General features: G+C 57.9%; 19 protein-coding genes. 9 read left to right on the top strand and 10 right to left on the bottom strand.

Annotation, left to right across the window (positions count from 1 at the left end):
• Positions 1–22 precede the first annotated feature (22 nt).
• Positions 23–1,180 (bottom strand): class I SAM-dependent methyltransferase, encoded by a 1,158-nt coding sequence (locus FG91_RS21455; RefSeq protein WP_161785658.1) that lies wholly within the window; start codon positions 1,178–1,180, stop codon positions 23–25.
• 400 nt (positions 1,181–1,580) lie between these two features.
• On the opposite strand from FG91_RS21455, the gene FG91_RS11560 reads away from it, so the two are divergent.
• The gene (locus tag FG91_RS11560) at positions 1,581–2,858 is read left to right on the top strand and encodes a nucleotide sugar dehydrogenase (protein WP_037515454.1); all 1,278 of its coding nucleotides are present in this window, start codon (positions 1,581–1,583) and stop codon (positions 2,856–2,858) included.
• Between the two features lie 12 nt (positions 2,859–2,870).
• Here FG91_RS11560 and FG91_RS11555 read toward each other — a convergent pair whose 3' ends face one another.
• Positions 2,871–3,929 (bottom strand): SDR family oxidoreductase, encoded by a 1,059-nt coding sequence (locus FG91_RS11555; RefSeq protein ID WP_081940551.1) that lies wholly within the window; start codon positions 3,927–3,929, stop codon positions 2,871–2,873.
• A 139-nt stretch (positions 3,930–4,068) separates the two neighbouring features.
• Between FG91_RS11555 and FG91_RS11550 the strand changes: the two genes are divergently transcribed.
• The 8 genes from FG91_RS11550 (at position 4,069) to FG91_RS11515 (ending at position 11,457) form a co-directional block, all read left to right on the top strand.
• Positions 4,069–4,767, top strand: a complete 699-nt coding sequence (locus FG91_RS11550; protein ID WP_052187526.1) for an FkbM family methyltransferase — start codon at positions 4,069–4,071, stop codon at positions 4,765–4,767.
• Positions 4,768–4,842: 75 nt separating this feature from the next.
• On the top strand, positions 4,843–5,613 hold the full coding sequence (locus tag FG91_RS11545; RefSeq protein ID WP_235212028.1) for a sugar phosphate nucleotidyltransferase: 771 nt from the start codon (positions 4,843–4,845) through the stop codon (positions 5,611–5,613).
• A complete protein-coding gene (rfbG, locus tag FG91_RS11540) occupies positions 5,610–6,716 on the top strand; it encodes a CDP-glucose 4,6-dehydratase (protein ID WP_052187525.1) in 1,107 nt (368 codons plus the stop codon). The genes FG91_RS11545 and rfbG overlap by 4 nt, the downstream gene beginning before the upstream one ends.
• 1 nt (position 6,717) lies before the next feature.
• Positions 6,718–7,920, top strand: a complete 1,203-nt coding sequence (locus FG91_RS11535; RefSeq protein ID WP_037515078.1) for a glycosyltransferase — start codon at positions 6,718–6,720, stop codon at positions 7,918–7,920.
• A complete protein-coding gene (locus FG91_RS11530) occupies positions 7,907–8,791 on the top strand; it encodes an NAD-dependent epimerase/dehydratase family protein (protein WP_037515077.1) in 885 nt (294 codons plus the stop codon). The genes FG91_RS11535 and FG91_RS11530 overlap by 14 nt, the downstream gene beginning before the upstream one ends.
• A gap of 104 nt (positions 8,792–8,895) precedes the next feature.
• Positions 8,896–10,050: an N-acetyl sugar amidotransferase gene (locus FG91_RS11525; protein ID WP_037515075.1), complete on the top strand. Its 1,155-nt coding sequence runs from the start codon at positions 8,896–8,898 to the stop codon at positions 10,048–10,050.
• Positions 10,047–10,658, top strand: a complete 612-nt coding sequence (hisH, locus tag FG91_RS11520; RefSeq protein WP_037515073.1) for an imidazole glycerol phosphate synthase subunit HisH — start codon at positions 10,047–10,049, stop codon at positions 10,656–10,658. The genes FG91_RS11525 and hisH overlap by 4 nt, the downstream gene beginning before the upstream one ends.
• A gap of 1 nt (position 10,659) precedes the next feature.
• On the top strand, positions 10,660–11,457 hold the full coding sequence (locus FG91_RS11515; protein WP_037515071.1) for an AglZ/HisF2 family acetamidino modification protein: 798 nt from the start codon (positions 10,660–10,662) through the stop codon (positions 11,455–11,457).
• Between the two features lie 9 nt (positions 11,458–11,466).
• Here FG91_RS11515 and FG91_RS11510 read toward each other — a convergent pair whose 3' ends face one another.
• The 8 genes from FG91_RS11510 to FG91_RS11475 form a co-directional block, all read right to left on the bottom strand.
• Positions 11,467–12,114 (bottom strand): acetyltransferase, encoded by a 648-nt coding sequence (locus FG91_RS11510; RefSeq protein WP_081940573.1) that lies wholly within the window; start codon positions 12,112–12,114, stop codon positions 11,467–11,469.
• Positions 12,111–12,716: a sugar transferase gene (locus FG91_RS11505; protein WP_037515067.1), complete on the bottom strand. Its 606-nt coding sequence runs from the start codon at positions 12,714–12,716 to the stop codon at positions 12,111–12,113. Before FG91_RS11505 ends, FG91_RS11510 begins: the two co-directional genes overlap by 4 nt.
• A 1-nt stretch (position 12,717) precedes the next feature.
• Positions 12,718–13,983: a tetratricopeptide repeat protein gene (locus FG91_RS11500; RefSeq protein ID WP_037515064.1), complete on the bottom strand. Its 1,266-nt coding sequence runs from the start codon at positions 13,981–13,983 to the stop codon at positions 12,718–12,720.
• Positions 13,983–16,184: a GumC family protein gene (locus tag FG91_RS11495; RefSeq protein WP_037515063.1), complete on the bottom strand. Its 2,202-nt coding sequence runs from the start codon at positions 16,182–16,184 to the stop codon at positions 13,983–13,985. The genes FG91_RS11500 and FG91_RS11495 overlap by 1 nt, the downstream gene beginning before the upstream one ends.
• Positions 16,185–16,216: 32 nt before the next feature.
• Entirely contained in the window at positions 16,217–16,972 is a 756-nt protein-coding gene (locus tag FG91_RS11490; protein WP_037515061.1) for a polysaccharide biosynthesis/export family protein, read from the bottom strand.
• Between the two features lie 8 nt (positions 16,973–16,980).
• Complete coding sequence (locus FG91_RS11485) at positions 16,981–18,351, bottom strand: O-antigen ligase family protein (protein WP_037515059.1); 1,371 nt, start codon at positions 18,349–18,351, stop codon at positions 16,981–16,983.
• Between the two features lie 53 nt (positions 18,352–18,404).
• Positions 18,405–20,432: a polysaccharide biosynthesis protein gene (locus tag FG91_RS11480; protein WP_235212016.1), complete on the bottom strand. Its 2,028-nt coding sequence runs from the start codon at positions 20,430–20,432 to the stop codon at positions 18,405–18,407.
• 296 nt (positions 20,433–20,728) lie between these two features.
• Positions 20,729–21,517 (bottom strand): metallophosphoesterase family protein, encoded by a 789-nt coding sequence (locus tag FG91_RS11475; RefSeq protein ID WP_037515057.1) that lies wholly within the window; start codon positions 21,515–21,517, stop codon positions 20,729–20,731.
• Between the last annotated feature and the right edge of the window lie 50 nt (positions 21,518–21,567).

Below are 21,567 nucleotides of genomic sequence, written 5' to 3'. Positions count from 1 at the left end.
CGACTTCAGGACGAGCCGCCATCTACCACTCCCGATATTCCGGCAGCACCGTGGCAATGACGCCAAAACGACCATTTATTAGCCGCGAAATCGACCCCGCATAGTTCCACGCCAGTATGACGCAGGCCCCACCGCGATCCTCCGCCGTAAATGGCACGATCGGGATGTCAGTTCCCACGATGTACCGGCCCCGGCGCAACGGGCTGTCGTCGAACACGCGATCGAAACAATCCGCAGTATTTGTCATATTGATGAACATCTGCGACCTGCCGGCCGCCCCGTAGCCTTGAACCGGGCCATGTTCAGCGATGAGCTTGCGGATATCGGCAGCGCATCGTTCTATGGTGGCACCAAACGCGTCGCTGGATATCAGGCCGCTCGCCGGAGCATCATAAGAATGCGCGGCGTCGGACAGGCGCGCCACGAACCTCAACCCGCCGCCATGCATGGGCGTACGATCGCACGACACGAATTCGAACCCGTGATGCTCCAGAAAATGGCGCAAGCTCGCTTCGGTAAAATAAGTGAGATGCTCATGATAGATCGTGTCGAATTGCGCTTCACGCGCCAGCAATTCACCATCGTGGACTTCGATGGCAAACAGGCCGTCAGGTTTCAGCGCGGCGCGGACAGCCGCGACGGTGGCGCCAATATCATCAATATGCGCAAAAACATTAGAGCAGGTAACGAGGTCGAACTGCCCAAGCAGATTCTCGCGATCAAGGAGGTCGACGGTCATAAAGCCCGTCCGAATATCCAGCCCTCTTTGTCGCCCCATCGCCGCAACATTGTCCGACGCGTCGACGCCCAGCGCGGTAAAGCCGAGCGCATGCAGTTGCGCCAGCAAAACACCGTCATTGCTTCCGAACTCCAGTATCCTTGCTCCTGGCGGCAGTCTTTTCGCCAGAAAATCGGCATATCCGACAAAATGACGGACCAGGTCGGGAACCGTGGACGACGCATATCGATAGTCATCGTGAAAGACCGCTTCAATCGGCGGAACGTTCGTCACTTGGAGAAGTGTGCACACCCGGCACTGCGTGAGGTCCAAAGGATAGCGGTCCACGCTCGCTTCAGCATGCGGGACGGCAGGGAAATTTCCGGCGAGTGGCTGGGGTCCAAAATCATGGATCAACGTTAACTGGTCCGATCCGCAGGACCGACAAAGCGTGGATTTCACGGAAACCTCTTTTTCTGAGCGAGCGTCTCCCCATAGTGGCGGGAACAAAAAAGGAAAGGGTGTGAAGCCTCCGGTCCGCAATCGTAAAAGCCGATCCGAACCAACCGGAAACTGGAAATTGTCTGGCTGGCATGCCCCATGCACGGAAAAAGGAGCAACCGCGGCATATCATTACGTCCGTGGCGAACAACATCGCCAAGCGTTTTCCGGCACTTCCTCGGCCAAGCTTGGCAGCGGACCTGCTCGTAACGCAGACCCGGCGAGACAGCATGCCTAGGTCGAACCGATTCTATCCCGCGCGATCAAATATTACATGCAATCCCCGCTTCCCCTGCTAAGGACACAGCCGCTTTGCATTTGGCGGCGTGCCAGACGTGCCACCATGGATCACGAGGAAGTAATGCAGAATATCAAGATCGGGGTTGTCGGCCTGGGATATGTCGGCTTGCCCGTTGCGGTTGCGTTCGCGCGCATTTTCGATGTTGTTGGCTTCGACATCGATCGAAATCGCGTTGATTCGCTTCGCGGTGGCACCGACTGGACCGGTGAAATTTCGGGCGAAGAACTCCAGCGTTCGTCGATAGCCATCACGGCCGAACCATCCGCTCTCGAAAATTGCAACTTCTTCGTCGTCTCTGTCCCTACCCCCGTCGATGATCAACGCCGCCCCGATTTCAGCATGCTGGAATCGGCATCACGTCTTGTCGGATCTGTGATGCGCACCGGAAGTATCGTCGTCTTTGAATCGACCGTCTATCCGGGTGCGACTGAAGAAATCTGCTTGCCCGCGCTGGAGGCCGCCTCGGGCATGGTCGCGGGTCGCGATTTCAAAGTCGGATACAGTCCCGAACGCATCAATCCCGGCGACCGCGAGCATCCGCTCGAACAAGTTGTAAAGGTCGTGGCCGGACAGGACGCCGAATCGTTAGACGTCATCGCCGAAGTATACGGACGCATCATCGATGCCGGAGTCCACCGCGCCGAATCGATCAAAGTCGCAGAGGCCGCCAAAGTGCTCGAAAACACACAGCGCGACATCAACATCGCACTGATGAACGAGATGTCTCAGATTTGCGACCGCGTAGGAATACGCACGCATGACGTGCTTCGAGCTGCGGGGACGAAGTGGAACTTCCTCCCCTTCACTCCGGGGCTGGTCGGCGGTCATTGCATCGGCGTCGATCCCTATTATCTGACGTCGAAAGCGGAACAACTCGGCTATCACCCCCAAATGATACTTGCGGGCCGCCGGATCAATGATGGCATGGCAGCCTACACCGCCTCTCGGGTTGTTCAAAAGCTGTCGATGCAGGACGGCAGCGCCCCATATCGACGCGTCGGCATCCTTGGCATCACCTTCAAGGAAAATGTACCGGACATCCGCAATTCGAAGGTTGCTGATCTTTATATCGAGTTACAGGGCTATGGCCTCGAGCCGGCAGTCAGCGATCCAATGGCTGACCCGGCGCAGACCCGGCACGAATACGGGATCACCTTGACCGATCATCGCGAATGGAAAGACCTTTCCGCGTTGATCGTCGCGGTTCCCCACAAGGCGTTCAGCGACATTGCGCCTTTTGCCGATGCCGCGCTGCGCGAAAACGGCCTGCTGTGCGATCTTCGCAGCGCAATCGATCCGGCCAGCCTGCGTGACGATATTCGTTATTGGTCTTTATAGAATGGCTGGACGTCAGGTACGCTGTTTGAAAAGGCCGATGTACCATGCGAGTGCCTCGGCGATCCCTTGCGCGGCGGTATGTGTCGGAGCGTAGCCCAGTTCTGCTGAAGCCTTGCTTACATCTGCGAGCGAATGCAGCACATCCCCATTGCGAAAATCCATCTTTCGCGGCGTAAGCCGATAGTCGATGCCATGTTCACGCAGCCCCATCGAGAGCAAATCGAACAGTTCATTGAGAGTGACACGCTGCCCCACCGCGACATTGTAGACCGCGCTGGTGTCTCCGCCATATACCAGCGCCGCACGCAAATTGGCCTGCACGACATTGTCGATGTAAGAAAAATCGCGGCTGGTCGTACCGTCGCCGTTCAGATCGACCGCGACGCCCCCGATCATGGCGGCGACCCATTTAGGTATCACCGCCGCATAAGCGCCGTCCGGGTCCTGACGCGGTCCGAAGACGTTGAAATAGCGCAGGCCGACCGACGCGAAACCGTAGCTTCTGCTATACACTTCGGCATAGATCTCATCCATTAGCTTTGTGGCAGCATAAGGCGACAATGGACGTCCGATCCGATCCTCCCGCTTGGGCAAATTGGGCTCGTCGCCATAAGTCGAGCTGGACGCCGCATAGACAAGCCGCGTGACGCCCGCCCTCCGTGCCGCGTCGAGCATTCGCAAAAAGCCGGTCACATTGACATCGTGCGACGTGAACGGATCGGCCAACGAGCGCGGGACCGATCCAAGTGCCGCCTGGTGCAGCACGATGTCGACGCCGTCGACTGCGCGGTCGCACGCTTCGCCATCGCGGATGTCGCCCTCAATCAGGCTGAATCGAGACCAGGCGTCTGCTCCCACAGCCTGCGCCACCTCCTCGAGATTTCGTCGATACCCTGTCGCAAAATTGTCGAGAACGGTGACGTGCTGTCCGTTCCGAAGTAATGTTTCTACCAGATTGGAGCCGATAAACCCGGCTCCGCCGGTGACCAGCCACGCCCGGCGCGTCCCCAATAACGTCGCGATATCGCGGTTCTGCTGCAGTTCCAACCAGTTCTTAGCGGGCAAAATCATCCTCCGTCATCATGTCGGCCAGATGCCGCTCTTCCGAGCGTTCCGCTATAGGCGAGTGCAGCCAAACTTGGCTACCCGCCCGCGTAATCGCCAGTGCTTTGGCTTGCCGTAAGCAGCGACTTCGGGCATTGCACCGGCGATGATACTCCGCCTCAAAGCCATCGCACGCCGGATACTGCGGCCCCCTCTGCACAAGCCCGAAGTCGATCTGGCGCACGACGTGTTGGGCACCGATTATGGGGGGTGGCCGCTTCTGACGGCACATACGCCCGCCGATCCGCTGATCTATTCGTTCGGAGTGGGCGAGGACATATCGTTCGACCTCGAAGCGATCGAGCGATTTGGCGCAACAATTCACGCTTTCGATCCCACACCGCGCAGCCGTAGATGGGTCGACAAACAATCGCTTCCCTCAGCTTTCAAGTTTCATCCCATCGGACTGGCGGCGAAAGACGGCGAAGCTGAATTTTTTGCGCCCGAAGTCGATGAATATGTGTCCTTCTCGGCGCAGCCCGCCGCACTGTCAGACCCCGCGCTGGCGATCCGCGCGCCGGTTAAAAGACTGTCGACCATAATCGACGAACTGGGCACCGGTGTGCCCGACGTCCTCAAGATGGATATCGAGGGTTTCGAATATGCTGTCCTCGACGATCTGATCGCTTGCGACCTGAGGCCGGCTCAGTTGCTTGTCGAGTTTCATCACCGGATGTATGATATCGAAAATCAACGAACCGTCAGCCAGATCGAAAAATTGCGCGAGGCGGGTTACCGGCTATTCTATGTGTCCGACAGCGGACATGAATATGGGCTCGTGCATCAAACCGCCATTGTAGCCTGAGCCGAACGCGGCTTCGCGTGCAGCCCGCTCGCTGACGGCTATTCAATTATTGAAAGGATAACGGACTTGAAGGTTGTGTTGTTGTGCGGAGGCAAAGGCACGCGGCTTGGTGAATTGACGGGTCGCCGACTTCCCAAGCCGTTGGTAGAAATCAACGGACGCCCGATCCTTTGGCACATTATGCAGAGCTACGCCCGTCAGGGCTTTACGGACTTCATTCTGTGCGCCGGCCACCTGTCCGAGATGATCAAGCAATATTTCCTGCACTCGAAACTGTTCGACGGCGACATGCGCGTGAACACCCGAACCGGCGAAGTTGAATTTCTGGGGCAGAGTGACAGTGACTGGACGGTAACAATCGCCGACACCGGCACGGAAACGCAGACCGCGGGACGCATCGCCCGCATCGCAAAATATCTTGACCCCGAAGGCCCGTTTTTCTTGACCTATGGCGATGGCCTTTCCGATATCGACCTCGCGCAGCTACTGACTTTCCACAAGGAGCATGGTCGCCTTGCGACGATCACCGGTGTTGCACCTCCCGGCCGTTTCGGTGAGCTCGAACTTGATGGTGGCCGGGTCGCCGAGTTGAAGGAAAAGCCCGAAGTCACCGACCGATATATCAATGGCGGCTTCATGGTTCTCGATCGCGAATTTGCGCGGCGATATTGCGAAGTTACCGATGCAGACGAAATCATGCTGGAACGCGCGCCGCTGGAGCAAGCCGCTCTCGATGGCCAGTTGATGATGTTCGAACATCACGGCTTCTGGCAATGCATGGATACTGCGCGCGACTGGGAATTGTTGGAAAAGCTGGCGAGCCAACCGAAAGCCCCGTGGCAATGAGACCCGTCTTTCTCGACGTTTTTAGCGGGAAACGTGTGCTTGTTACCGGGCATACCGGCTTTAAGGGAAGCTGGCTCACGCTTTGGCTTCAGAAGCTGGGCGCAGAGGTCGCTGGTTATTCGCTCAACCCGCCGACCGATCCTGCGATGTTCGATCTATGTGATATCGATCGTGGTATCCGTCACCAGATTGGCGATATCCGTGACCTCCCCGCGTTAACACAGTTTATACGCGAAGTGCGGCCCGACATTGTTCTTCACCTTGCGGCTCAGCCGATCGTCCGTCAATCCTATGACGATCCGCTCGACACGATAACGACCAACATCGTTGGCACCGCCAATGTGCTGGAAGCGGTCCGATCTCTCGACGCCGCTTGTGCCATGATCGTCGTGACATCCGACAAATGCTATGAAAACCGCAACTGGGTCTGGGGCTATCGCGAAGACGATCCCATGGGCGGACACGACCCGTACAGCATGAGCAAGGGCGCAACCGAATTGGTCGTTTCGTCGTGGCGTCGCAGCTATTTCGGTGGTGAAAGCGGTATCAAGCTGGCCTCCGCAAGGGCGGGCAACGTCATCGGCGGCGGCGATTGGGCAAAGGACCGGATCGTGCCCGACTGCATCCGGGCATTCTCGCAAGGTAGAGAGGTCGAATTAAGAAATCCGCGTGCAACCCGGCCTTGGCAGCATGTTCTCGAACCGCTCGGCGGCTACCTGCTCCTCGCGGCTCGTCTGTTGTCGAAGAACGCCGACAGCTATTGTTCAGGGTGGAATTTCGGCCCGGCTGCCGACGATGTCCAGCCGGTAGGAATGATCGTTCGCATGATCGCAAATAGCTGGGGTGATGGAGCCGCATCTACGATGTCACAGGAGGCGCATCCGAAGGAAGCGGCTCTTTTGTCACTCAACTGCGATAAGGCGGCCGCGCTGCTCGATTGGCGTCCCAGCTGGCACCTCGACGCGCTCGTCACGCATACTGTCGATTGGTACCGGCAATGGTTGCAAGACCCCGCAGCGTTGCGAGAGACGACAATTCAGCAGATCGCGACGTACGAGCACGCCATGGCCGAACGCCAGATTGGCGTCGGAACAATCGGCTGAAATGAAAATCCTGCTGGTTATCGACGGAATGCATCCGCGCGACGGCGGTCCGCCCGCTGTCGTGGCGGGTTCGGCGATTGCGCTACAACGTGGCGGCGACAATGTTACAGTTCTGACGACCCTGCAGTCGGGTGATGAGCAGGATGTCCGGGCGACATGGAGCGCCATGATCGACAGCGGCGTGGCAATTAAATTCTGCGCGCCGGTGGGATTGTCCCAACTGCTTGGTATCAGCCGTATTGATCCGTTGGTGGTGCAAACCGTTGCGACCGCTGACGTCGTGCATATCCACGGTTTTTGGACCCCCGCTCTTCTCGCGGTGGCCAAGATGGCGCGCCGCGCAGGCACGCCCTATTTCATTTCAACCCACGGCCTGCTCGACCGGCGCGCCCTCACTTCGTCGCGAAGCAAGTGGATCAAGAAGCGCCTGGCACTTGCACTCCTGGGTTTTCGTCCCGTCTTTCGTGACGCGAGCGGTGTGATTTTTGGCAGCGAGACCGAAGATAGCGAAAGCTGGGACCCGGTTTCGGGGATGCGAAAATATTACATCCCCAACGGTGTGGAGGCGAATGTGGGACAGGCGTCGATACCGTCCCGATCGCGCGAGAGGCTGGCCGCCATCGCACCGCAGTTCGATCGATGGGATCGGTCACTGCTCTTCTACAGCCGCATACATCCGGAAAAGGGCTTGGACATGCTCGTCAAGGCATTCAATGCTGTGGCACCGGACCACCCCGGAACAGGCTTGCTCATCGCCGGGATCATGAAGGACGAAGCCTATGGCGCTTATGTGAGCGACCTCGTCGCTCAGTGCCCGGCGCCCGACCGTGTCGTCATGACCACTAACTTGACCGGTCCCGAAAGTCATTTCGTGTACGCGCTCTGCAACATCTTCGTCCTGCCATCGCATGCCGAAGGCTTTTCGGTTGCGTTGACGGAAGCTCTCGCGCACGGGCTCCCTTCGCTTATTACCCGTTATTGCCATCTTCCGCTGGTTGCCAGTGAGGGAGCCGGCTTTGTCGTTGAACCGACCCCCGAATCGATCGAAGCCGGGCTGCGACAACTACTTTCGCTGACCAACGATGAACTCGCGGCAATGGGGCGAAACGCGCGAACACTTTTCGAGCGTCATTACACTTGGGATCGTGTGGCCGAGCAGCTTCATGACGCCTATGCGGGGAAAAGCAGGCATGTCGGCGCATAGGCGGATATTGATAACCGGCGCAGGAGGCTTCATAGGCCGCCGGCTGGCGAAGGTTCTGGCAGAAACCGGCGCGGATTTCCGAACTTGGACGCGCGCCGACGGCGACCTGCGTGACGCAGGGGCTGTTCAATCCGCGCTGGGGCAAATGCAGCCGACGTTGATCTATCATCTCGCGTCGCAGATGCCGTCGGCGGATAGTGAAGGGTGGAGCCGGATCGCTGACGAGCAGCGAATGCTGTCCAACCTCGCCTATTCGATGCCGGGGCACGGCCAGCTAATCTATTCTGGCAGCATGGCCGAATATGGGAAGTCTGGCATTCTGTCAGAGGAGACCCCCTGTACCCCGGACACCGGGTATGGCTGCGCAAAATTCAGTGGGACCAATCTGTGCCTCGCGCTTCGCGCACAATGTAGTCTCGACATCCGCGTTGCGCGTCTCTTCGGCGTCTACGGCCCCGGCGAAGCGCCCGGCCGACTACTGCCGGCGCTGATCGAAAGGCTGCGGAACGCGCAGCCCGTGCCGTTGAGCGATGGCGCCCAACTGCGCGATTTCATCCACGTCGACGACGTCTGTACCGCGCTTTCCGCCTTTGCCGCAGCGCCCGAGAAGCAATCTCCTGCGATCAGCAACATCGGAACTGGTGCAGGTGTAACTGTTCGCGAGGTTTGCGAACGGGTCGCCAATATACTGGGCGCGGCCCCGGATCTGCTGCAATTTGGCGCGTTGCCGCGCCGGGCGGTCGATCAGGACTGTCTGGTCGCGGATGTTCAACGGATGCAGCAATTTACGGCACCGCCTGCCCAGCGCTGGCTCGACAACGACCTTTCGCAACAAATTGTGCGCTCCATGATTGCCTACCATAGGGCGTGATGTTCAAAATCCGTTCGACATGCTTTGCGGACAGGTAATTATTGGCTAATCGCGGCTGGGCAAGCGAGCGTTGTTGCCACCGCTTCAGGGAAGTTCGATTTCAAATGACTAGCAAAACCGCCGACAGGGACTATCAAATTTGCACGCGCTGCATCATGGACACGTCGGATCCCAATATTGCGTTCGACGAAGCCGGACTGTGCGAATATTGCCACAATTTCGACGAGCAAATCCAACCCAATTGGCACACGGACGATCGCGGCGCGCGTGAGCTTGACCAGATCGCCGCCAAAATCCGCAAGGAAGGCGAAGGCAAGGATTTCGACTGCATTATCGGTCTTAGCGGCGGGCTCGACAGCTCTTACGCGACCTATGTCGCATGCGAGCGCATGGGGTTGCGCCCCCTGCTGTTCCACGTCGACGCAGGCTGGAATACGGACCAGGCAGTCGGCAATATCGAAAAGCTGGTCGACGGCTTGGGGCTGGAGTTGTTCACCGAGGTCGTGAACTGGCAGGAAATGAAGGACCTGCAGACTGCGTTTTTCCGATCGCAAATTTCAGACCAGGATCTGCCGCAGGACGGCGCGTTCTTTTCTGCCCTGTACAAATTCGCCCGGGCACACCGGATCAAATATGTGCTGACAGGCGCAAACTATTCCACCGAATGCTGCCGCGAGCCCGAGGAATGGGGTGGTTATCCCGGCATCGACAAGCGCCTATTCAAAGGCATCCACAAGCGTTTTGGAAAGCGCCCGCTCAAGACGTTTCCGCTGGTCGACATCATGGTCTATAAAATCTGGTACCAGCGCTTCTTAGGTATGCAGATCATCAAGCCGCTCAACCTTGTTCCATATATCAAGGCCGACGCCGAAGGCGAGCTGGAACGACGCTTTGGATGGCAGCGCTTTCAACACAAGCATCACGAATCGCGCTTCACCCGCTTTTACGAAGATTTCTGGATGCCCCGAAAGTTCGGTTACGAAAAACGGCGGGCGCATTTTTCCAGCCTGATCATGACGGGCCAGCTGACGCGCGACGCCGCAATCGAGCGGATTTCGCGCCCCGAGATGGATAATCATTTCATCACGCAGGAGTTCGAATATGTTGCCAACAAGCTTGATATGACAGTGAACGAGCTACAGGCCATTTTCGAAGGTGAGAACAAGACGTATCGCGATTATCCGAACAAGCGCTGGGCGATCGGCATCGGAGCTGCCGCGATGCGCCTCCTGGGACTGGAAAAGCGGTTATTCAGGTGATCAAGATCATCGATTACGGCCTTGGAAATATCCAAGCCTTCCTCAACACCTATAAGCGCCTCGGCATCCCGGCGGAACGCGTGACCGATCCTGCAGCACTGGACGGCGCAAGCCATGCTATTCTGCCCGGCGTGGGAGCCTTCGATCGCGCAATGAGCCTGTTCGAGCAGTCCGGCTTTCGCGCTCCCGTTGAACGACTGATTTCCGAAACCGACTTGCGCGTGCTTGGCATATGCGTAGGCATGCAGATGCTGGCGGACGGCAGCGACGAAGGCAAATTACCCGGCTTGGGCTGGGTTCCGGGGCGCGTGCGGACAATCGATAGTCTCGAAAGAGCGAGAGATCTTCCGATGCCGCACATGGGATGGAACGATGTCGAAGCGCGGCCGGATGCGATCCTGTTCAGCGGGCTCGACGATCTGCGCTATTATTTTCTTCATTCATATTATTTCGAATGCCGGGAGGAGGCGAACATCCTCGCGACCGCCGAATATGGTGATCGCTTCAGCTGCGCCGTTGCGAACGACAATGTCTATGGCGTGCAATTTCACCCGGAAAAAAGCCATCACTGGGGGCAGGCTCTGCTCCGCAATTTCGCGCTGACCTGATATGCTTAGACCACGCATCATCCCGACCCTGCTCGTCCACGATGGCGGCCTCGTCAAAACGATCGGATTCAAGGATCCGAAATATGTCGGCGATCCGATCAACGCGGTAAAAATCTTCAACGAAAAGGAGGCCGACGAGCTCGTCGTCCTCGACATCGACGCGACGGTGAACGGCGCCGCCCCCGATTATCGCATGATCGCCAATCTCGCGGCCGAATGCCGAATGCCCCTATGCTATGGCGGGGGGATCAGCACCGTCGAACAGGCCGAACATATCATCAGCCTGGGGGTGGAAAAAGTCGCGCTCAGCACCGCGGCGATCGAGCGCCCTCTCCTACTGTCCGAAATCGCCGAACGAGTCGGTCGGCAGAGCGTCGTCGCCATTGTCGACGTGCGACGGCGGAGCGGATTATTGCGAAAAGGCTATGAGGTAACGACGCGGAACGCCACCAAAGTCCACAATATGTCGCCGATCGAAATCGCGATCGAGCTGGAGCGTGCAGGCGCCGGTGAGATTGTAATCAACTCTGTCGATCGCGACGGCACCATGACCGGCTACGATCTGGAACTGGCGGCGGCAATACGGAATCAGCTGAGAGTTCCGCTCACAATTTTGGGTGGAGCCGGCTCCCTCGAAGATATTTCGTCGCTGATCGGCACATGCGGCACCGTCGGCGCTTCGGCAGGCAGCCTTTTCGTGTTCAAAGGTCGGCTACGTGCCGTTTTGATCAATTACCCGCCAAGCAAAAAGAAGGACGAAATTTGTGCAAGCGGGCTGGCCCGTCATGCTTCGTCGTGATGGCGGCGCTTAAATTTTCGCCATGGGACGAGCCGGATTTCCCACAACCGTGACGCCCGGCGCCACGTCTTTGGTAACGACAGCGCCCATCCCGATGACGGCCCCCGCGCCGATCCGAAGCGGCTTGGCGGCCGTACCTTGTCGGATGATTGCGCCCGAACCGACATAGGCGTCGTCGCCGATATGAATATTGCCATTGCACCGCACGCCGGGGGCAAAGGTTACATAGTCCCCGATTATGCAGTCATGCTCGACATAAGATGATATGTTGCAGTGGAACGACCGGCCAATTCGGATGTTCGAGGTAATCGTCACAAAGGGAGAAATGACAGCACCCGCGCCGATAACGACGTCGTCCATGATGACGGCACGCTCGGACACGACATCACAAATCCGGACACCCGATTCGATGATTTTTGCCTCGATCGCTCGCCGCACCGACGAGCTTGCAATTGCCACTGAAGCGAATTTGCTGTCAGCCTCGGCTGAGAGAAACTGCTCCCATCCCCAAACCGGATGACTATTTAGTTCCTCGGCCGTGTGATCATCATCAATGAATACAAGCCGGGTATCCGTACCTGCTAATTGCTGCCTCAGCAATGGCAACACGCCTCGCCCGCATCCCCCTGCGCCATAAACGCCATAGATCGAACTCAAGGGCATTGATCTCCGTTCCCTGTGAAGACCGGCATCGTCGCCTCACCATTTGCGGCAATACCTTCGCGGCGAAACACCTTCCCCACTGTCAGCATGACGATCCGGAAATCCAGCCACAAATTATGATGATCGACATACCACAGGTCGAGAGCGAATTTCTCATCCCAGCTGAGCGCATTCCTGCCATTGACCTGCGCCCAACCCGTTATCCCCGGACGAACCAGATGCCTCCGAGCCTGGTCTTTTGAATAGAGCGGAAGATATTGCATCAGCAACGGACGCGGCCCTACCAAGCTCATGTCGCCGCGCAAAACATTCCAGAGTCCGGGTAACTCATCCAGGCTCGCCGCGCGAAGCCAGCGACCAAAGCCTGTCAACCGATCAATGTCTGGCAAAAGCTGCCCATCCACGTCGCGAGCGTCAGTCATCGTCCGGAATTTCATCATACCGAACGGCTGTCCCATCAGCCCCGGACGCTGTTGCCTAAACAGGACCGGCGCCCCCAAGCGTGCGCGCACGAGCAAGGCCACGGCAAGGATGACCGGCGAAAGAACGACCAGTCCCAAGGCGCTACCCAGGATATCGATCGCCCGTTTCAGCATATCAGTTCGCTACAGCGGCTTTCTCGTGTCCCAGATCACCGACGACCAGGCTAGCGGGACCCGTTCCGATGCCACCGGCGACGCGCATATCGAGCCGGATGACGTCGCAATTCGCGGGAAGCGCCATGCTCATCGTCTTGTTGAGCGGCGTCGACTGCGAAAGCAGATTGATCGACATATGTTGCGCTCCCTTCGCCTTGCCCGCAACACATGTCGCAACCCATGCGGCGGTGCTCTGCAAATTGGCGGTTCGATCGTAGATTCGCCAGCGGAGGCGATTTCCCGCATCGATTTTGATGAGCTTTGACGCCGCCATGCCGAGGGTTCCCGGTGCGGCGAAAAATTCCATCCCTCCGCCGCTCCTGTCGACACCGACCAGCGTAGCGCCATAGGCTTCGTTAGCTAGAGACCATATGAACGGAGGATAACCGGCAATCGGCTTCCCATTAGCAATTCCGCTGACATTGCCAAGCACCTCTGCCTTGCCGTTCGGCAAAAGCGGATACGTCTTTAGTGCGACTTCTATCGCACCTTCATCGACCAGTCGGGTCACGAGTTTCCCGTAGACCGATTCCAGCTCGACAATATCAGGCGCTTTCGCTTTGCGCTCAATCAGCAAAAGGCCGATTGGCTCCGCCTTTGGCAGCAAATTAACCGCTGAGGTCATCAGGCCGGGATACCAGAGGTTGCGACTGTTGATATATGGTTGGAGATATGGGCGTCCCTGCCACGCAACCATGACCGCAGCAAGCCGGGGCAGGATTTCCCGGCTTGTCTCCGGCTGAGACCGCATGATCAGATCATAATGGCCAATCGCTTCCGCGACATCCTCTCGGCGGAACGCGTCCTCGGCAAGCCAAAGCTGGATTGCAGCATCCCGGCGGGTAACCTTCTGCGCCCGAGCCATCACGCGGCGCGCTGCTTTCATGTCTTTCTGCGCCTCATATCCTTTCCCGACCATCCACAAGGATCGGGCGGACAAAGGCGCATATCTCAACCCCGTGCGACCCGATGCCATCAAGCGTCGCGCATCAGTTCGCTTGCGCTTCTCGAAAAGATCAACGGCCAGTTGATGCTGTGCGCTTCGCCACGAGAAGAAACTGCCGCCCAGCGGACGGAAACTGTTGAGCGTCATCCCGATCGCTGCCGCGGCTTGCGAAAACGCTAGGACCGCCAACAAAAGCCCCGTCAACAGCGCCACGAATATCTTGGGCGTGAAGCGCAGAGGTGGGGCTTCTCTCGAACCGCGGCCATTGACCGCTGTCATCAGCCCTTCTCCCCGTCCGCTTTGTCGCTGCCATAGCCATAGCCATATCCATAACCATAGCCGTAGCCCGACTGCTTCGCGCTATATTTGGTCAGCAGCACGCCCAAAATATGCCCGCGAGATTCGCGCAGCCGCTGGATCGCCGCCTGGGATGCACGCACCGCAGTCCGGTCCGCTTCAATCACGTAGACGACGCCCTCGACAACATTGGCGATCAGCGGTGCGTCGGACAGACCGAGCATCGGTGGGCTGTCGAGAATGACATGATCGAACCGGCTGGCGAGTTGCTTGACAAACAGGGCCAGGCGCTCGCCGCTAAGCAGTTCCGATGCGCTCGGCGGAGTCGGCCCGGCGGCGACAAACGACACATTGGTCGCGCCCGTATCTTGGACAAGCTGTTCCCAATTATCGTCACCGGCGAGGAAGTTCGACACGCCGCGACCGCTCTCAAGTCCCAATCGCGAAGCAAGGATCGGACGGCGCATATCGACATCGACCAGCACCACCGTTCCCGATGTCCGGCCAAGCACGCGCGCCAATGAGTAAGCCGACGTGGATTTACCTTCCGCAGGCGAGGTACTGATGAGCGCGAACGTCTTCGGTACGCCATGATCTGTCGAAAAGCTCAGGTTCGTGCGAACCGTCATATAGGCTTCGGATAGGATCGACTTCGGATCGTCCATATTCTCGAGCGCATCGTCATTGACCACCGGAATCGCACCCAACAGGGGTACGTCGAGCTTGGTCGCGACCTGATGCGGCTCGCGCAGGCTTTCGTCGAGATTTTCCAGAACGAAGATGGTGATCGCGGCAAGCCCCGCGCCCGCCAACAGCGCGAGAACAAGGTTTATCAACAGCTTGGGTGACGACGGTGCCTCGGGCAACGGTGCCGGATCGACGACCGAAATATTGTTGGTCCCAACGCCAGCGACGCCGATTTCCTTATAACGCTGCAGCAGCGAGTCATAAAGTTGGCGGTTGGTATCAACTTCGCGCTGAAAGATATTATACTGGATGCTCGAGCGGCTTTCGGAATCGAGCTGCCCGAGAAGCTCGTTGACCTTACCACGCAAGACCTGTTCGCGCTGCGAAGCGGCCTCATAATCCGCCATATAAGCGTCGCGAACACGCTTGTCTTCGGCCCCGATTGCGCGATCCAGCGCAGCAATTTGCTCGCGTGCAGCCTTCGCATCGGCATATTCGGGTTCAAAGTGAACAAGCATCTCCTGATATTTCGCGTTCGTTTCGGCGCGCTGTGCGCGCAGATTGCTCAGAGATTGGTTCTGCAGCGCCAGCTGCGTGCTTCCGGCAGAGCGTGCTGCGCGCAGCCGCGCTTCAGCCTGCGTCCGCTCGGCCGTCGCTTCAACGAGGAAGCGGTTCAGCTGATCGAGATTGCTGGATGCGAGCGTTTGTGTCGTTTGCGTTCTGCCGTCAGGGCTTTTGGATTCCGATAGTCGGACGATTCCCTGCCGCGCCGCATAATTCACAAGATCGCGTTCCGACGTCTCCAGGCGCTCACGCAAGCCTTGGAGCCGAGATTCCAGATAGACCCGGGCGTCGGCCGTGGATGCAAGGCGGCGATCCATGCTTTGTTGGGCGAATTCACTTACCCAGGTCTTGGCAATCTGCTGGGAGATGCCGGATGAAGCGCTGGTGTAGCTGACGTCGACCAGCGCCGACCCGCGAACCGGCGAAATTGAGATATGACCGAGAAGCAAATCCACTGCCTGCCGCTGGCGATCGCGCATATTATCAACCGAAACCGCGCCGGCGTTTCCGCCACCCGACAGAAAGCCTTCACCCACCGGCGTCGCGCCGTGGGCCTCGAAGAAACTCTTGTTCGACGCAAGCCGCAGTCGGCGCTCGACGCGCTCCGCAAGCGAGCGCGCGTTGAGCAATGAATATTGCGTCAGGTAGAATTCCTGATTTGGCGTTGCGTCTTCGCGCTGAAGACCCTCGACATTCGTGACATTGGCTTGTTCACGAGCAATCTCGATCCTCGACGTTGCCGTGAATTGCGGCGTCATAAGCAAGGTCAGGATTGTACCAATCACCACCGCAACCGACACGATAGCCAGAGCGACCCAAATGTGGCGCTTCAGCGCATTCCAATAATCGAGAAGGATCGGCGCAGCCCAAGGCGCCGCACTGGCACCAGCCTCGTCGCCAATCATCTGAGCGGAAGGTTCCATCTTGGACATCAAATTTACACTCATTTCAGCCGGAGTACGGATCAGCGGTTGTCAAGGACCGCGATCAGCGGTGAGACGAAGAGCGGCGCAATAGACACGAACTGCTGAAGCAAGCGACGCGACGGCGAATCACCCACGACAATGATGTCGTTGGGATAGAGTATGGGGTCCGTATAGGCGCCGCGCCGAATAGCTGCCAGATCGTACAATGCGATCATCTGGCTGCCCTTCACATTCCGATGGATCACGACCTCACGAAGCTTCGCGAAATCAGTGGCCCCCTTCGCCGCAGCGACGCCACGCATCAGGGTCATTCCACCAACAATCGGATAATTGCCCGGCTGCTCGACCTCGCCATCGATCGTGACGAAACGGCTGACCGATTCCTCGAGGTTCACAGCAACGCGGGGATTCCGCATATGGCCGGCACGCAGTTGCTGCGCGAGCCGAGCATTTGCTTCAGCGATGCTCAGGTTGTTAAGGTTGACAACGCCTGCCACCGGCAGGCTGATCGCGCCATCGCCATCGGCGGTAACGCGACGATCGCTCAGCTGTTCGATGTTGAGGACATCGACGATCAGCTTGTCATAGGGCCCAATGCGATAGCTGTAATGCTGGGCATCACCAACCTGCCCTTCCGGCCCCGGAAGTTCACTGGCATCGACACGCGTGACAGTGGAGCCGCCAAGGCCGCCTGATGTCATGCTCTTCGTGCAGGCTGTTGTGGTCAGCAACAACATTGCTGCCAAGCTCGCAACCGACGCTTTGGCGAAACTTCTGAAATCGACTTGCGACATAAATCTCTTCATCGTTGGGCTACCCGACAGGCATTTGAACACCAGCCGGCAGCGATCACCGCCAGCAGCATGAGCGACGGAACGCGCAGCGGATAGTCAGCCGCGCTGTAGAGCGCAAGCATGGCGAGTATCGAAATTCCGGCGCGACCAAGCACTTGCGACTGAAATTCAGGGCTGTTCGATTTTACGTTACGTGATTTCACCAGCACTCGCAGCACCATGAAGCCGAGTATGGCCGCCCACAGAATCATCGCCACGCCGGGAACGCCGGCAGTCAGGAGAATCTCGACGAAATCATTATGGGCATGATTGAAATATGTCGCGGAGATGGAATCATTCCTCTCGAATAGCTGAAATGCCTCGACAAATGTTCCAAGACCACTTCCAAACGGGAAAAACTGGTTCACCGCTTCCATGACCGTGGACAGGTTGCTGACCCGCAGTTCACTCGACGGATCGCCTTCCATCAGCCGACGGACTGCCGGTGTACGAACGGCAACGATTGCCGCAAAAACCATCAGCAGCAATGCAAGGCCAAAGCCGATAATTCGGGTTCGCGTCTCGGTTGCCCGCGCTGCGGACCGTACCTGCGCGACGGGTGCCCGATAAACCCACCATGCCGCAACAACGCCGAGCACCGCCAGCGCGACGCCGCCGCGTGATCCCGTCATGAGGATTAACACTAGCAGCAGCAGTCCGCCGATGATTGCCATGGAACGGTGGAACAACAATTGCTCGGGCTTGCCTTTGAAAAAGGAAAGATTGGCAGCGAGCAAAGGATACATCGATGCCAGAAACGCGGCTTGATGGTTTCGGTTGGCAAAAAAGCCCACGCTATAACCGTTATTAGTGATCCGATAGAAATAGAGCGGCCCCTGCGCGGGCCCAATGGCCTGCAGCGTGCCGATAATACCGCTTATAAAACCGATACCCAGCAGGATCAGCACGATGCGGCGCTGCCACTTCATATCGGTCGACAGGACCAGAAAAAGCATGGCAAGCGGTGCGCCGAGCGAGAACAACGCGTTCCACGTTCGCGCCTGCGCCACCGACAACGGCTGCCACGGCAGAGTCATTCCTGCATCCCGGTAGATTGCCGCGATGAACTCACGCCCCGGCAAAGAAGACCAGATTGCGGGAGGAAGCGGCACAAGATGGAGTGCTGGTAATAGTACGACGACGAGACCAAACAGCACGAGAGCCTGGCCATTCTGCCATGCTTCTCGCCAATAGATACAGATCGCCAACGCCAGAAAAATCATCGACAGCGGTCGCCAGATCACCAGCGACAACAGATCATCGCGCCCCCCGCCAGCCAGCAGGAAGCCAGTCAGTAGCAGCGCCGCCATTCCGAGATAGGCAAGACGATCGAGGGACATCGGGGAGGCCGTCGCGTGCGAGTGCGACAAGCGATTTCTTCTCATTATCTTTATCATCGCGTAATCGTCTTCTTCAGGGATTCGGCTTGATCCGGTAGAGCGGCGTCCCCAGTCGGCGAGGGTGTATAGTCGGGAACGACATTGCGCACTACCGCCATAGCACCTTCGATATCCCCATTATCCAACGCCTCTGTCATCTGGTCCAACCATGAAGACAGTTCCACCCAGTTGAGCTTCTTCTCTGTCGCTCGCATGATTCGGCTGTGATCGGTCGGCTCCGGCTTGTCTCCGATAAGCAGTTCCTCATACATTTTCTCGCCGGGGCGCAAACCAATTTCTTCGATGGCGATATCGCCGTCGGGATTTTCCTGATCGCGTACCGTGCAACCCGAAAGTTGAATCATCGATTGTGCCAGGTCAATGATGCGGACTGGCTTGCCCATATCTAGAATGAACACCTCCCCGCCATTTGCCATGGCCCCCGCCTGCATCACCAACTCGGCGGCTTCGGGGATCGTCATGAAATAACGGGTGACTTCCCGATGGGTCAAAGTGACTGGCCCACCAGCATTGATCTGGGCCTGAAAGCGCGGAACCACCGATCCGCTCGAGCTCAGCACGTTACCGAAACGAACGATCGAGAAGATTGTACCGCCCTTCGTTTCTGCTGCCCGCGCCTGCAGGATCATCTCGCAGACGCGCTTTGACGCGCCCATGATATTCGTCGGACGAACAGCTTTGTCGGTACTGACGAGGATGAAGCGAGAAGAGTTCACGCGTTCGGCCTCGATGCTGCAGTGATAGGTTCCCAGAATATTGTTCCGAAGCCCCGAAATCGGGTTGGCTTCTACCAACGGCACATGCTTGTAAGCAGCGGCATGAAAAACCGTATCGGGACGATGCCGCTCCATGGTCCGCCGCATAGCCAAGCCATCGGATACGTCGACAAGGTGAGGCACAATCAAAACCTTGCCGTCGGCGATGCCGCTTTCCTCAAGTTCTGTTAGAATGTTGTAAAGCGCGAACTCCGACTGCTCAACCAGCACGAGGCAATGCGGATGGCGCATCATGATCTGGCGACAAAGCTCGGATCCGATCGACCCGCCAGCCCCGGACACCAGTACCGATTTTCCAGTTATGGCGCCGCCGAGCAATTGCTCATCGGGCGGAACGGGATCGCGGCCAAGCAAATCCTCGACACGCACTTCTTTCAGGTCCTTGATCGAAACCTGTCCGTCTATGATATTGCCGACGCTGGGCAGCGAACGGACGGGGATCGCATATTTCTTTAACCTTTCGACGATCTCACGGCGACGCGCGCGGGTTGCGCTTGGCAGAGCCAACAATATCTCGTCGATTTCCAGTTCGGAGATGTAGCGACCGATGTCGACGGCGGCGTCGATGCGCACCCCGTCGATGCGGTCGCCAACGAGACTGTGGTCATCCTCAAGATAGCAAACCAGAGTCAAATGCCCCTCGTGCCGAAGTGCTCGGCCCAGTTGCTGTCCCGCCCGTCCCGCTCCGTAAATGGCGACACGATGGGGTCGTCCGCGATGAACAAGATGCAAGACATCTACGAGCGCATAGCGCACGATAACCCGGCTTGTGGCGAGGAGCAGGAGTAACAGCATGGGCTGAAGGACGCCGACCGTGCGGGGTACGCCTTCAACCCCAACAAAACTGAAGATCGTGATCGTCGGCAGCGAAAGCATCAGGCATGCCGTCGCGATGTCGACGATTGTCCGTCCGCCCGCCGATCGGATGATCGCGCGGTAGATTCCCCAAAACCAAGCGATGAGGAACCAGCAAGGAAGGACAATCGCGATGACGATCGCCACGGGGCGGCTAATAAGGTCCCATTCACCTACGCGAATCGAAAAAGCGAGCCACACAGACACTATGCATGTGACCGCATCCATCGAAAACGCAATCAGCCGACGCGCCGGTCGCGGAAGATCGGCAGCTCGACGGAGCACGGCGATTGCGAAGTCGATAAAAAGAGGCGTTTCTTGGGGTCGAGATACCATCACGTCAAACTGCTGAAACCGATCGATCATGGACAATAGTTCGCGGTCAGCCAATAGCCAGCATTTCCGCGCAAGTCCCCGCTTTCCAATCCATTGGCGACGGGAGCGTTGTGGTCGCGCTCTTAGAGCTGTGTCGAGATCGGGGCAACGACAAAACTTCGCACCTGGCTGAACGTTGCTCCGCGCTGTTTAATTTACACTCTAAACCGGGGTTTCGCCTGTAAACCTCGTCCGTGCTGTGCTGAACTGTCGCGATCGGCAGAGGCAATCAAACTCGAAGCCCACGGTCACGGGCGCCGCGAGGCGTGCTGCCTTCGTGACCTGATATAAGGCGTGTCACAGCATAGTTCTTAGGGGCAGCAGACAGCCTCGGCAAAACCTTCGGTTTTGAGATAGCGTCGCTCGCTGCCCTCGAGTACGATCGCCGTTAGAACACCTGATTTATAGGCCCCGGTATCGATGCCGATCCGGTTGACGCATTCATCCACCTCATCCTGAATCGTATGGCCGTGAACGATCATCATTCCATGATCCCGCTCGTCGCCCAAAAACTCATCCCGAATCCACCGTAGGTCCGCCAACTCCTGACGTTCCAGCGGTACGCCTGGACGGATACCGGCATGGACAAAGACATAATCACCGATTGCAATGACATCCTCACCACTGCCGAGAAATTCAACATGCGCCTGGGGAACCATCGACGGCAACTGCTCCGCCACCTCTTCAAAGCTCGCCGCGGTGAGGCTGGCTTCGCTATTCCAATAGCTCCGGACCGTCGCCTCGCCGCCGATGCGCATGAAATAACGGAGACGGCGGACGTCACCCGTTAGCGCCGCGAGGAAACATTCCTCATGGTTACCGATTAGCAGGCGCATGTCGTCGAACTCGCCCTGAAGGCGCATCGCGCGGTCGACGACATCGGCCGACTGGGGGCCGCGATCAACCAAGTCGCCGAGCAAAATCAGGCTGACCTTGGCGGGACCACGGGCTGCATTGTCGGCCCGGATCAAGTCGATCAAATTCGCGAAAAGGTCGTCACGCCCGTGGATGTCGCCGACCGCGTAGACGCGCTGCCCTTCCGGGACGACAAAGCGGCGCCGAATGGACGGAACCGGCTTGCTCTTACGCTTCCAGAACATGAAAGAAGGTCCAATTTCCAAAAATATCGACCGAGCGTCCAAATAGGCCA

The organism is Sphingopyxis sp. LC81, from assembly GCF_000756375.1.
In the GTDB taxonomy this organism is placed as follows: Bacteria; Pseudomonadota; Alphaproteobacteria; order Sphingomonadales; family Sphingomonadaceae; genus Sphingopyxis.
This window is presented reverse-complemented; position numbering and strand designations above follow the sequence as displayed.